Here is a 15,214-nt window from a genome sequence, read left to right as displayed (position 1 = left end):
ACTGTAAATTAGTCAAGAAAGCTTATTATGAGAAACATAATAAGCTTTCACTTAAAAGTTCATAAGATTATTTTCCAAAATCACTGACTCGAGCAAATTTTATGGCTACATCACATAACTTCCTATTCTGTTCCTTATTTGCAGATTGAAAATTTGCTGCATACTCATCTAAGTTCGATGCAGTCTCAGCCGTCATAATCTTCTCTTCAATGCCCAGCCTATCTATGCATGGCCATAGGTTTGCTAACAATAGTACCTTCAATCATCATCCCGTTTTCATTATTATATGAGTTGCAACTCTTCTGCTGGGCGGATTATCACGGTCAATAATCTTCAGTATGTTACTTCGTGCAAGTTATCGAACGAACAAGCAATCTATTTTTGCGTTAAACGTCGCTAAAAAATATTGCACAAACTCAAACCATACGTTGATAAAGGCATTTAAACCTGAGCATCTCTGAATTGATCACCTATTTAGTGGGATTGGTATAAGCTCCAATCAGCTTTGTTTTGTACACGGGTGTATTCGCAAAGACCTGAGATACCTGAGGAGCGGTCAACTGCCAATGTTGGCTTAATACGCTGGCTAACCAGCTAAAAGTATTGCTTGTTGGTTGAAGATCACGCTGCTGATATAAATTATCCCGTGAGAGTCCAGGCCATTGGCCTAATATCTTTCCACCGTTAACGGCGCCTCCAGCTAAAAACATAACACTGCCCGAGCCATGATCTGTACCCCCAGTACCATTCTCGATTGCAGTTCGACCAAATTCTGTCGCGATGGCAACCACTGTGTGTTGCCACTGTTTTCCCAAACCTAATTTAAGTGCAGCCAATCCTGCATCTAACTGGCTTAATTGGCGTTTGAGCCTAGTGTGCTGGTTGTTATGAGTATCCCAACCACCAACCTCAAGCATGGCGCAGCCCATCTGTTCATTTTGTATAAGCAGATTAGCGCAAGCAGTGGCAAGTTCAGTGAATTGTCGACTGTCTTTTCGCTGTTGATTAGCTGATAGCATGGCACTCTCTTTCAGCGTTATACCACTGGCTAAATGAGTGCTTAACAGCTCATCACCTTGATACATCTTCATCAAGGTGAGTAAGATATCATCGTTGGCCTCTTTAAAGTTAGAGGGATACCAACTATTGACCCTATCACTGCCCCGTAAACTTATTGGGGTGGTAGATGAAATTGCAATCGAGTCACTTTTTTGGATATGCATTAAACGCCCAAGCCAACCAGAGTCGACATCCTGTGTGCCCGTTCCACTCTCCAAATAATCTTGACCGTCAAAATGGGAGCGGCCTTGGTAACCAGTAGATACAGCAACAATAGGCAGTAACTCCTTCTCCCAATACCATTTATGCAGATTGACCAAATTAGGGTTTAAGCTAAACCCGCTTGATAAAGGTAACGTTGAGCCTGCAAGTTGTCTCGATAATGTTGGTCTTAACGTTTTGTAGTCTGGATCAAATTCAGGGATAACGGTATGCAATGGATCTAACGCCCCTCTAAGCATGACCCAAATAAAACGCTTTTGGGGAGCTTTGCTATCTAATGCAAAGGCCAACTGCGGGCTTTGCATCAGAACTAAGCTGCCTCCAAGGAGTTTTACAAATTCTCGCCGCTGCATCTGCTTTATCCTTATTATCTTCTTACTCTTACCTTCTTAAGAAGTCCCGACTCATCAATAGCAGAACCAAGGCATTCTCACGACTCTCCGCTCGGGATATCTCCAAATATGATCTCTCTGAAATCTGCTGACCAAAAAGCTGAGGGATTAGTAGTTTCACTTCAATATTTCGTTTTCTGTGTACCACATTAACAGACCAATCAATCCTCACAAGTAAGGCATTCGCCCCATTCCAACTGAGTTCATTATCACCGTACCCTTTAGGTGAATTAGCCTTAAATGGCTGCTGTCCCAGAGTAGTGAGCATACTGATAAGCTTTCTGGGCTTATTCACCGATAACGATAATCCCCGATAAGTGGAGATCAAATGCTCACGGGGACTTTTAAACTTCTGCGAGATGGGGGCCCACGATTCAGGACTATCGATAAGCGATAACACCACTTGTTGCAGGTTCCCTTGTGTTGCTAACCAACGCTCACTTAAACGCTTAACCAGTACACGAGATGGCTCGTCGGCAATGAAATGACGGGCGAGTTTATAGCATACATGCTCAGCGGTTTTTGGCTCCATGGCCAAACTTCTAAGCATTGCGATCCCTTGGGCCTCTCCCTTTTCGGTATAGATCTTATTTAATAACCTACGCAGACCTGGCTCATGGCCTCTTTTTCTGTAGTAAAAACCATTCTTATCATCGATAGACGGCTTAGCAATACTCCAACCACTGATCCCTTTCGCCAGTTCAATCACATCTTCTTGTGTATAACCGCTATTGACACCTAATGTATGTAACTCGAGAATTTCACGGGCAAGGTTTTCATTTAACCCTTTTCCCTTCTTGCCAGCTTTAGAGTTCGGCCCAAATGATTGTTCGTTATTCAGGTATTTGAGCATGGCAGGATGATGCACCACCGCCACTAACATGTCAGAAAATGAACCAAGCAGATAAGGTGCTATGGCCTCTCGCTCTAGCGTTGGCGCAAGCGTGGTCATCATAGGCCCTTGAGCCGACACACTAAAATGATTGGAGAAAAAATCCAGTAATCGCCACATCATGCTATTTGATGAACTTATAGTCTGGTGAATACTGTCGGCACAGAGCTCAGTGTAGCTTGCGCGAAAAAAAGGCATAATTTTTTTAAAGGATAATGGAGCTTGGTTACTGGTTTTTTTGCGAAGTTTTTTAGCCTGTTTTTTCTCTTGATGATATTGAGCCAACTGCCGAAGCAATTGATGAGAGTTCGGCAAATCTTGATTAAACGATATAGGCTGCAACTGATTAATCAGGAATGATTTAGGATCTTGTTTAGCTTGTTCAAGCTCTCCTGCTTTTGCACCATAGCCAAAACGATTAACGGCAATCACAGCACTCAATGACATCCATCCCTCTCTATCTCAAATTTATGAGTATTCTCATAACATAGTGAGGTTTAGTATTTGTTCAAAGAGTTTTACACTCCTTTACAACCAGGTTAACCAAACCCGTGGAAAATTCCTCTAAAAATCCGGATTCAAAAGCTTCCCTTTGAATCCGGCATTTCTAGATTAACAGTTTGAAAACAACGTCACCGTTAACGTTTCATCTTCGGATATTCAAACTCATGACACTGATTACAGTAAACCACACTCTCCTTATGCTCCTGATGACAGCAACTACAAGCCACGCAATCCACCTTAGCACCGTCACCTGTCATGATCTCTTGATGATACTCTTTTAACTTCATTGCATTGGCCGCTGGGATAATCAGGACACAGGCGATAAACAGTGTCAGTGAAAAAGTCGATAAATTTTTAAACATCTTACAATCCTGTTTTATGGGGGACGGATCCCCCTTGATATCTATTAAATCTAAATGTGCGGCTTAATAGTTCATGATGAACTGATGAGACGCCTTGATATCCGGCGTGAAAGCACGATCGATATTGACAAAAGGGACCTTTTCACGGTACGCATCGTACATGGCCTGAGTTGAATGAAGCAACTCTAAGCCATACATCACATTAATGTTATCCAATATCTGGATCAGGTTATTAGATGCCAATTTAAGGTTTGTAAGGGTATCTTCGATATTTCCAGCGATAGCAATACCATCGAATGAGACAGGATCCACTCGTTGTTTATTTCGCACCTGCATATCCACAAAGGTCTTCTGAATAGCACCGAATGCATGACCCTTATTACCCGGCGCACTCAAAAATCGCGGCAACTGAGTAAAGTGATCATCTGAAAGGTGAATCGTACGCACTGCGCTGTTATGGGACAGGTGAGTCAAAGCGATACTCAGCTGTTGAGTCGCCAACGCCATTGGCAGAGGTTCAACATTGGTGGTCGAGAAGACCCCACCTTTACTTTCAACCAGATACTTTTCAACTTGAGAGTATTGCGCAAACTCACTACCAGCTCCCATCACTACAGCTGGGTTATCGTCTGAGTTATTGACTGTATCTCAATTACGTTCCCAAAATCTGTCAGGGCATCTTTAGCCGCCGCTATCGTATAAGCCGTTGTTCGATAACTAAATGGCTCCTCTCCATTAAGCGCCTATAAGTAGCTACCATCCAGATCGGCTAAGATTTCAGATGTGGCTTCCTTAAGCAGAACTGCTAGACATCAATCCCAATACACTTAAAAGCAAGATGAAAAAACTAGGACTCTGCTAACCTTTTCATCCGCTAACAATAAACGAGTTCACAGAAGCTTGAATTAACCCCTTGCAGGCTTTTTAGTGGCGGGCTTTGCCTTGGCTCTTGTCGACCCACCTGTCAACTTAGCGCTTGATGATTTCGTATAACGTTTTTTCTTAAAACTGTTAGTAGGTGCCGTTACTCCCTGTAAAGCAGAGGGTAACTGTGAACCAGCTTGGACAATCAATGCTGATAATGTTTCGAGTAAGGGAGTCATGAAATTTAAATATTTGGCTTCTTTACGACTGATGGCATCTAGATTACTCTCCCATAACGCCGTCATATCGGGAGTTGTGGCACTCAAAGGGAGGCTATTGATTAAGCCCTTACCTACATCAGTCGCAATAATCAACTTGCCAGTTCTAACCAAATAATTTCGCTTAAACAAGAGTTCAATAATTCCCGCTCTTGTCGCCTCAGTTCCTAAGCCATCAGTATCTCTTAAAATTTTCCTAACCTCCGGATCCGTAACATAACGGTTAATTCCTGTCATAGCACTGAGCAGTGTTGCATCGTTAAAGTGCTTAGGAGCCTGAGTTTGCTTCTCAACTAACTCACCTTGACCTGAATGCAACTGTTGGCCCTTCACAAGTAATGGTAACTGTTGCAGTGTTTCTGAATCATCATTCCCATCATTGGAAGCCGTTAATTTTGCTTCTTGCTGTGACTCCTGTCGAGAGAAAAGCTGTTTCCACCCTAATGCTTTTTCCTGTTTCGCTTTAGTTTTGAACTTGCCACCAGCGATCTCAATTTCAACCTGAGTTTCATGATAGAGATAAGGGGCATAAAACTGGCTAAGATATTGGCGGGCGATCTGCAAGTAAATCTGTCTCTCCCTCTGACTTAACCCTGCCAAATTCGCCGTTTTTTCTGTTGGGATAATAGCGTGATGAGCATCAACTTTCTTATCGTTCCACGCCTTAGACTTCATCTTTAAATCGGGCTGATCGGGTCCAATAACTAGCTCACTAGCTCCATTTAATACTGCCTTAACGACAGAAGGCGCCATGGCGAACTGCTCTGCTGGCAAATAACGGCTATCGGATCTTGGATAAGTGATCAGCTTATGCTTTTCATAGAGCGACTGACAGGTATCAAGCACCTCTTTTGCACTCATACTAAAACGCTTAGCACCATCAATCTGCAATGACGATAAATTATAAGGCAGAGGCGGATTCTGTTTCTTATCTTTACTTTCAAGACCAATCACCCAAGCCACTTGCTCAGTGATCCGGCCCACTACGTTCTGTGCTAACCCTTTAAATACAACTCTTCCCTCTTCATCCATATAGGCCTGACATGCGTCACTTGGTTGCCACTTCGCCTTAAAGTGCTCACTTTTATCAGTACTAAGGTTTGCCAATACTTCATAGAAAGGTTTAGAGACAAAGTTTGCTATCTCTTCATCTCGACGAACTACTAACCCAAGCAGCGGGGTTTGCACACGACCCACAGACAATACCCCTTGATAACCCACTTTACGTCCTTGAATCGTGTACGCTCGCGTCATATTAAGTCCATAGAGCCAATCAGCTCTTGAGCGAGCTAAAGCAGATGTCGATAAGGGGATAAATTCTCGGTTACTGCGCATTTGACCTAGGGCTCGTTTCACCGCCTGTGGATTCAAGTCACTGATCAATAAGCGTTGAGTCTGATGTAATTTATCTCCTTTCACACCAAAATGTGCAATCACCTCGTCAACCAAAAGCTGTCCCTCACGATCGGGATCCCCTGCATTAACTAGCTGTGATGCTTGTTTGACTAACCCTTTTAATATTGTGAGTTGTGAACGGGTTTTGGGCTTAGCTTTCATCTTCCAATTTTGCGGAATAATAGGCAGATGTTCAAACTTCCAAGATTTAAATTCAGGATCATAGGCGTCTGGTTCGGCTTGTTCAAGAAGGTGACCAATACACCAGGAAACACAATCTCCATTAGCAGCAATAATATACCCGTCCCCTTTTTTATGAGGTTTAGGTAAAACGTCGGCAATGGCTCGACCAAGGGAGGGTTTTTCTGCGATATAGAGGATCATAAGATGAAACACCGAACACTGTATAAATTACCAGTAACTTTAGCGCAAACTTGCAGTAGCTGCAATAATCAGAAACATTTAATGTAAATTCATTTGAGAATCATTCTCATTTAAATGTATTATCTCTGTCATCGAAATAGATAAATTGAGGACTCTCATGTTAGCAATCAAACCAACGTCAAGCAGTAGCCTAGACCAGTTACTGCTCTATCATTTTCTGTTCGTCACGGCAATCGCCTTACTTATTTTACCTTTGATAATAGAGGATAAAATATTTGAGCTTATGTTACTGCTCACTTTGCAGATCACGTTAACTTGCATCAGTACTTTAATAGGATTAAGCATGGGCCACAGACTGAACCGAGGGGCGATGACCCTACTATTTGCTATTTGGATGTTAGTCTGGTGCGTGAATTTGGCTTGATGGCATAAAGCTTATTCCCGATGCAATCGGTATAAATGAATATGCTTTTACCTGATTCAAAAAGGAGTGGATTCACGATATGGCTCTAATCATCATCTTTGTATTTAGATGCTATATTAAAGAAATCAGCTTCAACCTCTAAAAAAGCATCAATCAATTCAGGATCAAAATGATTTCCCCTACCCTCTTTTATAATATCTAAAGCGGTTTCATGAGTCATGGCATCTTTATAAACTCGTTTACTAATAAGGGCATCATACACATCGGCTATCGCCATCATACGGGCACTCAAAGGGATATCTTCTCCAACTAAGCCATCTGGATAACCAGAACCATCCCACTTCTCATGGTGATGGTGAGCGATGTCCTTGGCGATATGTAAAAAGGTATCTGATTGTTCCATATGCTTTTCTGCCGTCTCTAGAGACTTAAATCCTAGATAAGCATGAGTTTTCATCACCTCAAACTCCTCTCGAGTCAATTTACCTGGTTTCAACAAAATATTGTCTGTGATCCCAACTTTACCGATATCGTGTAAAGGAGCAGAGGTAAATAGCCGTTCAATATAAGTGGAAGTCATTATCTCACTATACTTCTCCTTCGTACCGAGCTGGGTCGCAAGTAACTTCATGTATATTTGTGTTCGTTTAATATGAAAACCAGTATCAGGATCCCTAGTCTCTGCCAAATTAGCCATCGCTGTGATGGTTACATTTTGAATATTAACCACTTCCTGTGTACGTCGCTCGACTTCTATTTCAAGAAAAGCGTTCTGATTTTTCAGGAAATCTTTGGATGCTTTTATCTGCAGATGAGTTTTAACACGCGCCAATAGTAAAGGCGGGCTAATGGGTTTACTCAGGTAGTCGGCAGCTCCCAGATCAAAGCCCATGGTTTCATCATTAATACTGGTTTTTGCCGTCAAAAAAATAATGGGGATGTCGCTGAGGCCAGCGTCTCCTTTAACTCGTCGACAAACTTCATAACCATCCATAACAGGCATCATCACATCTAATAGTATGATATCGATGCCACCTTTACTGATTATATTCAAGGCAATAGCACCATTTACAGCGGCTTTGACATGATACACATCCTTTAAAAGCTCATGCAGTAGCGTCAGGTTATCGGGGGTATCGTCAACAATTAATACTGTTTGCTTACTTATCTCAGTAGAAAATTCGCTACTTATTAAAGTCATTTCGGTTCCATTGGACAATTAAACAAGCCTATTTAAATTATAAGTCTAAAATAAATATTGTACCGAAAAAAAAGTGTGTCATTTTTTTACTCTTTACTTAACAGCAAAGCAAAGTCGTTAAACAAGAAAATAGTGACACCCGCTAAGTTACACAGGAGTTTAGGTTAATGCCTTTAACGAAAGTTCATCTCAGTTATACATCCAGAGCTTTACTTTTACTGATGACTGTCAGCCTATTCATCTGCATAGTCCTGACGTTTTATAATCAGAAGAACAGAGAGAATCTCATCGAAGATTTCACCCGTTTAAATACCACCAATGATCTACTTCATGATCTAAGAATGAGTACCAATCAACAAACGGCATTTGCCAAACTTTACGCCCTAACAGGCAATGAACGTTGGTATTATCTGTTCGAACAAATAATGGCAAGCCGCAATGGCACATCCGCTTTACCCAACGGGACTTCACTGACCTACTGGGAAAAAATTCTAGACCCTGAATTTGAACTGATTGAATTAGAGAACGTAGCCTCAAATGATAGCTTCCCCATAATAGATAAGATGAACAAAATTGGGGTACGGGATTACGAATTAACCCAACTGAGTCTAGCATTGCAAAAAGCCAACGAACTCGCAGCGACTGAACGTCGAGCCCTTAAACGGTTTACCGACAATCCCAATGCCAGTTCCTATGTCATGACACAATTATTAGGGGTTCAGTACCTAAGTGACAGCTCTAAAGTCATTACAATGATAGGCCTTGCTAGCCGAGCACTAAACGAACGTGTTCGCGCAGATCTTGTAGAGGAGGTCCATAGTGGAATGTATATCTACTCTATGCAATTGCTAAGTTTAGGACTTTTCATTACCAGCACCATCTGCTTTTTTATATTACAGTGGCACCTTTACATCCATCCTCTTAAAAATATGCAAAAGACGGTAATCGATCATGTCGCTGATAATAATTTTAATTTTGCATTAGATGAAAAAACTAAAGGTGAGATGGGCGAGTTCAATAAAGCATTAAACCAAGTGCTTAAAAATGTTGCGGGACAACTGCAACGAAATTCACTATTAAAAGATTTTAGTGTAGTGCTACGAGGACAAGAAAATACTGAGTCATTAGGTAAAGATGTTAATCAATTTTTGATCTCAAAATTGAACCTACCGCTAATAGGCATATATGTGTTGGATGATGAAACCTTAAAAAGAGTCGCTGGCATTGGTTACAGCGCAGACTCTCCAACCTCTTATGTAAACAATGATTCAACCCATAAAAGCATACTCTATGGACAGAAATATCGTCGTTTTAAAAATTTAAAGGACAAGTACTCTATATTACTTAATGGCAATAACTTGTCTTTAGCCGAAATGCACTACTTTCCCCTAGTCGTTAATCAATCTTCCGTTGGCTTGCTAGAAATAGGCACGTTAGCACCGCTTGACGACACAGTTGAACACTGGGTTCTGGATGTGATCGATGATCTCGCAATTGGCGTACAACTTACCCGTAATCTTGAGATACAGAGGAAAACAGAGCTCAAAGTTGTCGAACAATTGGAACTCAACCGCCAAATTTTAGATGCTATTCCTAATCCGATGTACTACCGCAACGTTGATAGTGAATACATAGGGGTCAACGAAAGTTTCACCTCATTTTTTGGTTTATTTGAAGCTGACATCATAGGTCATACACCAAAAGATATCTTTGAAGCCAAAACCGCACAACAATTTGAGGATTCAAGAGCAAATCTTCTGCAAAATATCGGCTCACTAGACTATGAAGCACGTTTATTGAATGCCAATGGAGAACCAAGAGATGTCATGGTCTACGAGGCCACGTTCTTCTCTACCAATGGCGTTCCTAATGGTGTTGTTGGCTTATTACTCGACGTCACTGAACGTAAACAAATGGAAATAGAGCTAAGGAAAGCAAAAGAAGCTGCCGATGAAGTCAGTAAAGCTAAGGGCGATTTCCTTGCAAATATGAGTCATGAAATTCGTACACCTATGAACGCCATTATTGGCATGTCCCATTTAGCGCTCAATTCAGATCTAAACCCCAAACAGCGTGGCTTCGTCAGTAAAATTGATATGGCTGCCAAATCGTTACTAGGAATAATCAACGACATTTTAGATTTTTCAAAAATGGAAGCCGGGAAATTGGTTACCGAGAATGTAGACTTTAGACTGGATGAAGTGTTGGATAACCTCACCAATATCATCGCCGTCAAAGCTGAAGAGAAAGGATTAGAGTTTCTATTTGATATCGACCCTCATATTTCACTAGCCCTAGTCGGTGACCCATTACGCATTGGCCAGATATTGATCAACTTATGTGGTAATGCCATTAAATTTACAGAGTCTGGTGAGGTAGTGGTTGGCGTTAAACTCCTTAATCAAACAGAAGATACCTTGAATCTTCAATTCGATATTCGCGACTCAGGCATAGGTTTATCACAGGAACAACAAGATAAGTTATTTAAGTCTTTCTCCCAAGCCGATGCCTCTATCACGCGCAAATATGGAGGCACAGGCCTAGGACTCACAATCTCTAAACGCTTAGTCGAAATTATGGGGGGCAAGATCTGGGTGACCAGTGAAGCAAACCAAGGCTCAACCTTCTCCTTTACCTTAGATTGTGAGTTGCAAGATGCAAAAATGAAGAACAATTATCAACCAATTAAAGACTTAGTTGGTAAGCCTGTGCTTGTCGTTGATGACAATGATGTCGCTAGGGATATATTGGTAAACCTGCTAACCATGATGAAGTTTTCTCCTTCAGCCGTCAGTAATGGCCAAGAAGCACTCTCAGCAATAGAAACTGAAAATATTTGTCCTTATGAATTAGTCTTTATGGATTGGAACATGCCCGGCATTAATGGGATAGAAACCATTAAAAGGATCAGAGCAATGGACCTCATAAAGCAACCAAAAGTTATACTGGTTACAGCCTACGGTCGTGAAGTTGGCATGACAGAGGATATTGAGCATTTACTCGATGGCATCATCATCAAACCCGTAAACCCTTCAATCCTTTTCGATTCCGTGATGGGAGCATATGGTATCGAAAGTCTTGGGCTTACAGATCATAGTAAAAATATAAATGTCGAGGAAACAAGGTTAGATTTAAGTGGTAAGTCTCTGTTACTTGTTGAAGATAACGAAACCAATCAAGAAGTAGCTATAGGTATGATGGAACCATTTAATGTTGAAATCACGATAGCAAACAATGGACAAGAAGCCCTAGACAGATTGGGCGACAAAAAATTTGATCTCGTATTAATGGATATGCAAATGCCTATAATGGATGGCATTACAGCGACAGAAAATATTCGGAAAAATCCAGACTATGACAACTTACCTATCGTCGCTATGACAGCAAATGCAATGGATAGCGATGTTCAAAACTGTAAAAAGGCTGGTATGAACGACCACATTGGCAAGCCTATTGACTTCAACATCCTTAAAACAAAGCTAAGAGAGTATATTCTCGGAGCCAATTCAATCCCCTCCGAGACGACGATTGTTAGTATACAAGCGATGATAAACAAAAAAGATATTGTCGAAGATCAGAAAAGTGATATTGAGTTAAAAATGGAAGATATGCCAGGCGTTGACACTGTTTTAGGCATCTCAAGGATCGGAGGGAATAGTACTAAGTACTGGGAGATTTTAGAACACTTTATCATATCTCAGATAGAGGCCATGATTAACCTTAAACAGGCAATGATCATTAAAGATATTGAAACAGCCACACGCACGGCGCACTCACTACGTGGGGCAGCTGCAAACCTTGCAGCTATAACGCTTTGTGACATGGCCAAAGAGATGGAAGATTCCCTCAACAATAATATTTATCCTGAAGAGCTGAAAGTCGATATCGTCATCGAACACTTACAAACATTGAAAAAACATATTGATACCACAAAAATAAATAATCATGTAGATGATCCACAACCACTAGATGATGAGGCTAATCAAGAACAAGAAAATTTACCATTAACAACCTTATTGGAAATGATAGATAACTACGATACCCAAGCTTTAGAGGAGATACTCAGGGTAAAACTCTCCCTACAAAATAGTCAGGTCGATTTCGAAAGCCTAAAGAGAGCCATTGAAAATTTCGATTTCGAACAAGCCAAAACACTCACTAGAAAGTTAACCAGATAAGAAATCCTTGAATGTTGAATCCGGCAGACAAGAAAAAACCGACCCCAAAATAGATAAAGGTCGGTTTAGGCTTGTATCATACCTGTCTATATAACACGATACGTAATGACTAAGCGTAATTAAGGCGTTATCTCTTTAAGGATGACACACATTATGCAGCTCTAGATTAGTACCTATATCTTGATTTCTATTGGCTTTTGCATCATCATTTCGCAATTGAGTAATGTGGTCAAGATATGCCTGATCGACATCGTTAGTGATGTAGTTACCATCAAAGACAGAAGTTTCAAAACGCTTTATCTCAGGGTTTTCCATACGAACAGCTTCAACAAGATCTTCAAGATCTTGGAAGATCATCCCATCAGCACCAATCATCTTGCTGATCTCATCCACATCCCGGCCATGTGCAATTAACTCACTGGCTGTTGGCATATCAATGCCATAGACATTCGGGAAGCGGATCTCAGGCGCAGCCGAAGCAAAGTACACCTTTTTAGCTCCCGCTTCACGAGCCATCTCAATGATCTGTTCTGAGGTCGTCCCTCGTACCACGGAATCGTCAACCAATAATACATTTTTGCCCTTAAACTCAACCCCAATGGCATTAAGCTTACGACGTACCGACTTTTTACGCTCCTGCTGTCCAGGCATAATAAAAGTACGGCCAATATAACGGTTTTTAACGAAACCTTGACGATAAGGAAGTTCTAAGTGGCGCGCAATTTCAAGCGCTGTATCACATGAGGTTTCCGGGATCGGAATAACCACATCAATATCATGATCTTCCCACTCACGCTTAATTTTAGCACCCAGTTTAGCGCCCATATTAACTCGACTGCCATACACTGATACTTTATCAATAGTGGAATCCGGACGAGCAAAATAGACAAACTCAAACAGGCAAGGTGCATAACTCGGTGTTTTAGCGCATTGCTGAGTAAAGAGCTGCCCATCAAGTGTAATATAAATCGCTTCACCAGGTGCCACATCACGCATCAACTCAAAACCAACAGCATCTATAGCGACGCTCTCTGAGGCGATCATATATTCGGTGCCATTTTCAGTTTCTTGTTTACCAAGTACTAAAGGGCGGATCCCAAAAGGATCACGAAAAGCAACCAGACCTTGACCTATGATCAAAGCGGTAACCGCATATGCACCGCGGATCAATGAGTGTACTTTTGCAACAGCGTCAAATACCTCTTCAGCGCTTAGATTCTCACCCTTACACTGTTGGATCTCATCGGCTAATAAATTAAGTAAGACTTCAGAATCTGAAGTCGTATTGACATGCCGACGCTGTTTAATTAAACGCTCATGCAGTTCAACGGTATTAGTTAAATTACCATTGTGGGCCAATGATATCCCAAATGGAGAATTGACATAGAAAGGCTGAGCTTCTGAAGCACTCGAGCTGCCGGCGGTAGGATAACGAACATGTCCTATACCTGCATTCCCCTGAAGGCGCTGCATATGCTTAGCTTCGAATACATCTTTTACCAAACCATTGGCCTTACGTAATCTAAACGCATTTCCATCAACAGTCACGATACCAGCTGCATCTTGGCCGCGATGCTGGAGTACAGTTAGTGCATCATAAATTGGCTGATTAACCGAAGTTTGACCAACTATTCCGACAATACCACACATGGATAAGCTTCCTCATTGTAAGATGTTCTAATATTATAATTTTTAACGACTAATGCTTATTAACCTAAATTAACCATCATGTTGCCGCCGATAATGCTTATCGCATTTTATATTTTGGGTACAAAGCTTGACGTGTTTTCCACATAGTCAAAAAACCACTGGATTACTACGCCGAATTCCGGCACGAGTTTAGAACTCTGCCACCAATCCGTATTGGGTGCGCCCGTAAACGCATCCATAAAAAACAGTAAAGCACTAACGATCAAGGCGCCCCTTATTGCTCCAAAACACAGGCCTAAGACTCTATCAGTTCCAGATAGACCCGTTTTATCGACCAATTGACCAATAAGGTAGTTAACTAATGCCCCAAGAATTAATGTCGCAACAAAAAGAATAGCAATGGCAACACCATTACGTAACATTTCATCTTGCAATTGAGTGAGGTAAACAGAGAGATCTTGATAAAAGTGACTTGCAACAAAAAAAGCGGCAAACCAGACTACAAGAGACATGGCTTCTTTAGCGAAGCCGCGAAGTAAACTTATAAGAGTCGATACTCCGATAACAGCAAAAATGGCGTAATCAATCCAAACCATTGAAAAAATAATCCAGCAAAGGCGTTAAGACGGCGAGATTTTACCAGAGACTGAAGATATTCTCATCCTAATGATGAAAATGATTGTTTCAATCTATGACCACAGTTTTCTAGTTAACCTACTGCAAGATTTAGCACACACATAAACAGTGAGTCAAACAGAAAACTGGCTATCTCGAATTGAGGTAGAACGGTAATTTAGGATTACGAAGCCGTTGGAGCATAAACCACAATGCGACCCGTTAACTTAGTTAACTTTTCAATGTCCTGCCGTAACTTTTGCAATTTAGCTTTTGACACATTCGGTCCGACAAAAACTTTAGTCAACTGACCATCTACGGGATTATGAGGTAAAGTATAAGCAGTGAAACCTTTCTTTTTGAGCTGCTTCACTAAACCGTTGACATTGTCAGCACTCCTGAAGCTACCCAGTTGTAACGTATAAGCAGACCCAGAATTGATCTTAGGCTTCACTTCTTCAATCTGAGAAGTTTGACTCTTATCAACTTGTTTGCTCGTCTGTTGAGATAAAGCCTTCCTATCTTGGTTCTCTTTCTCTTCAATGGCATGAACCAGTTGATCCAATTCATCAGGTTCTGGCTCAAACGCTTGCTCACTTTCACTCAGATCCACAGTATCAAAATCGGAGGCGGGTAATTCAACCAGATCGATTTCAGGACGCAAAGGGATCTCTGCAAACTGTTCAGCTTGATGATCTTTCTTTCCGTCTAAAATATCCGGTAAAAAAATCACGCCTAACGCAGCAATAACAATGACACCGACAATGCGGTTCTGAAAATGACTAGACAATTTA

11 protein-coding genes and 1 pseudogene are annotated in these 15,214 nt (G+C 41.3%); 2 read left to right on the top strand and 10 right to left on the bottom strand.

Going from position 1 to position 15,214, the window contains the following annotated elements; genetic code table 11:
• Positions 1 to 67 precede the first annotated feature (67 nt).
• The 6 genes and pseudogenes from HWQ47_RS10245 to HWQ47_RS10220 form a co-directional block, all read right to left on the bottom strand.
• Entirely contained in the window at positions 68 to 196 is a 129-nt protein-coding gene (locus tag HWQ47_RS10245; protein WP_269971017.1) for a hypothetical protein, read from the bottom strand.
• Between the two features lie 274 nt (positions 197 to 470).
• Positions 471 to 1,634, bottom strand: coding sequence for a DUF1501 domain-containing protein (locus HWQ47_RS10240; RefSeq protein WP_269971016.1), 1,164 nt, complete (start codon positions 1,632 to 1,634; stop codon positions 471 to 473).
• Positions 1,635 to 1,662: 28 nt separating this feature from the next.
• Positions 1,663 to 3,012, bottom strand: a complete 1,350-nt coding sequence (locus tag HWQ47_RS10235) for a DUF1800 domain-containing protein (RefSeq protein WP_269971015.1) — start codon at positions 3,010 to 3,012, stop codon at positions 1,663 to 1,665.
• 191 nt (positions 3,013 to 3,203) lie between these two features.
• Entirely contained in the window at positions 3,204 to 3,431 is a 228-nt protein-coding gene (locus tag HWQ47_RS10230; RefSeq protein ID WP_269971014.1) for a cytochrome c3 family protein, read from the bottom strand.
• A gap of 63 nt (positions 3,432 to 3,494) precedes the next feature.
• Positions 3,495 to 4,228 (bottom strand): annotated as a pseudogene (locus tag HWQ47_RS10225) (aromatic amino acid lyase); the annotation flags it as partial.
• A gap of 108 nt (positions 4,229 to 4,336) precedes the next feature.
• The gene (locus tag HWQ47_RS10220) at positions 4,337 to 6,352 is read right to left on the bottom strand and encodes a DNA topoisomerase III (RefSeq protein WP_269971013.1); all 2,016 of its coding nucleotides are present in this window, start codon (positions 6,350 to 6,352) and stop codon (positions 4,337 to 4,339) included.
• A gap of 157 nt (positions 6,353 to 6,509) precedes the next feature.
• On the opposite strand from HWQ47_RS10220, the gene HWQ47_RS10215 reads away from it, so the two are divergent.
• A complete protein-coding gene (locus HWQ47_RS10215; protein ID WP_269971012.1) occupies positions 6,510 to 6,776 on the top strand; it encodes a hypothetical protein in 267 nt (88 codons plus the stop codon).
• 85 nt (positions 6,777 to 6,861) lie between these two features.
• On the opposite strand, the gene HWQ47_RS10210 is transcribed toward HWQ47_RS10215, so the two are convergent.
• Positions 6,862 to 7,977, bottom strand: coding sequence for an HD-GYP domain-containing protein (locus HWQ47_RS10210; RefSeq protein WP_269971011.1), 1,116 nt, complete (start codon positions 7,975 to 7,977; stop codon positions 6,862 to 6,864).
• 167 nt (positions 7,978 to 8,144) lie between these two features.
• Between HWQ47_RS10210 and HWQ47_RS10205 the strand changes: the two genes are divergently transcribed.
• Complete coding sequence (locus HWQ47_RS10205; protein WP_269971010.1) at positions 8,145 to 12,155, top strand: response regulator; 4,011 nt, start codon at positions 8,145 to 8,147, stop codon at positions 12,153 to 12,155.
• A gap of 135 nt (positions 12,156 to 12,290) precedes the next feature.
• Here the strand turns inward: HWQ47_RS10205 and purF are convergent, their stop codons facing one another.
• The 3 genes from purF to HWQ47_RS10190 all read right to left on the bottom strand — a co-directional run bounded on the left by purF (position 12,291) and on the right by HWQ47_RS10190 (position 15,210).
• Complete coding sequence (gene purF / locus HWQ47_RS10200) at positions 12,291 to 13,805, bottom strand: amidophosphoribosyltransferase (RefSeq protein WP_269971009.1); 1,515 nt, start codon at positions 13,803 to 13,805, stop codon at positions 12,291 to 12,293.
• A gap of 107 nt (positions 13,806 to 13,912) precedes the next feature.
• Positions 13,913 to 14,401 carry a CvpA family protein gene (locus HWQ47_RS10195; protein ID WP_269971008.1) on the bottom strand — a complete coding sequence of 163 codons (489 nt, stop codon included), beginning with the start codon at positions 14,399 to 14,401 and terminating at the stop codon, positions 13,913 to 13,915.
• A 203-nt stretch (positions 14,402 to 14,604) separates the two neighbouring features.
• Positions 14,605 to 15,210, bottom strand: a complete 606-nt coding sequence (locus HWQ47_RS10190; protein WP_269971007.1) for an SPOR domain-containing protein — start codon at positions 15,208 to 15,210, stop codon at positions 14,605 to 14,607.
• Positions 15,211 to 15,214: the final 4 nt, after the last annotated feature.

This window comes from Shewanella sp. MTB7 (assembly GCF_027571385.1).
Classification (GTDB): Bacteria; Pseudomonadota; Gammaproteobacteria; order Enterobacterales; family Shewanellaceae; genus Shewanella.
The sequence above is the reverse complement of the archived record's forward strand: the minus strand, read 5'-3'. Positions and strand labels throughout refer to the sequence as shown.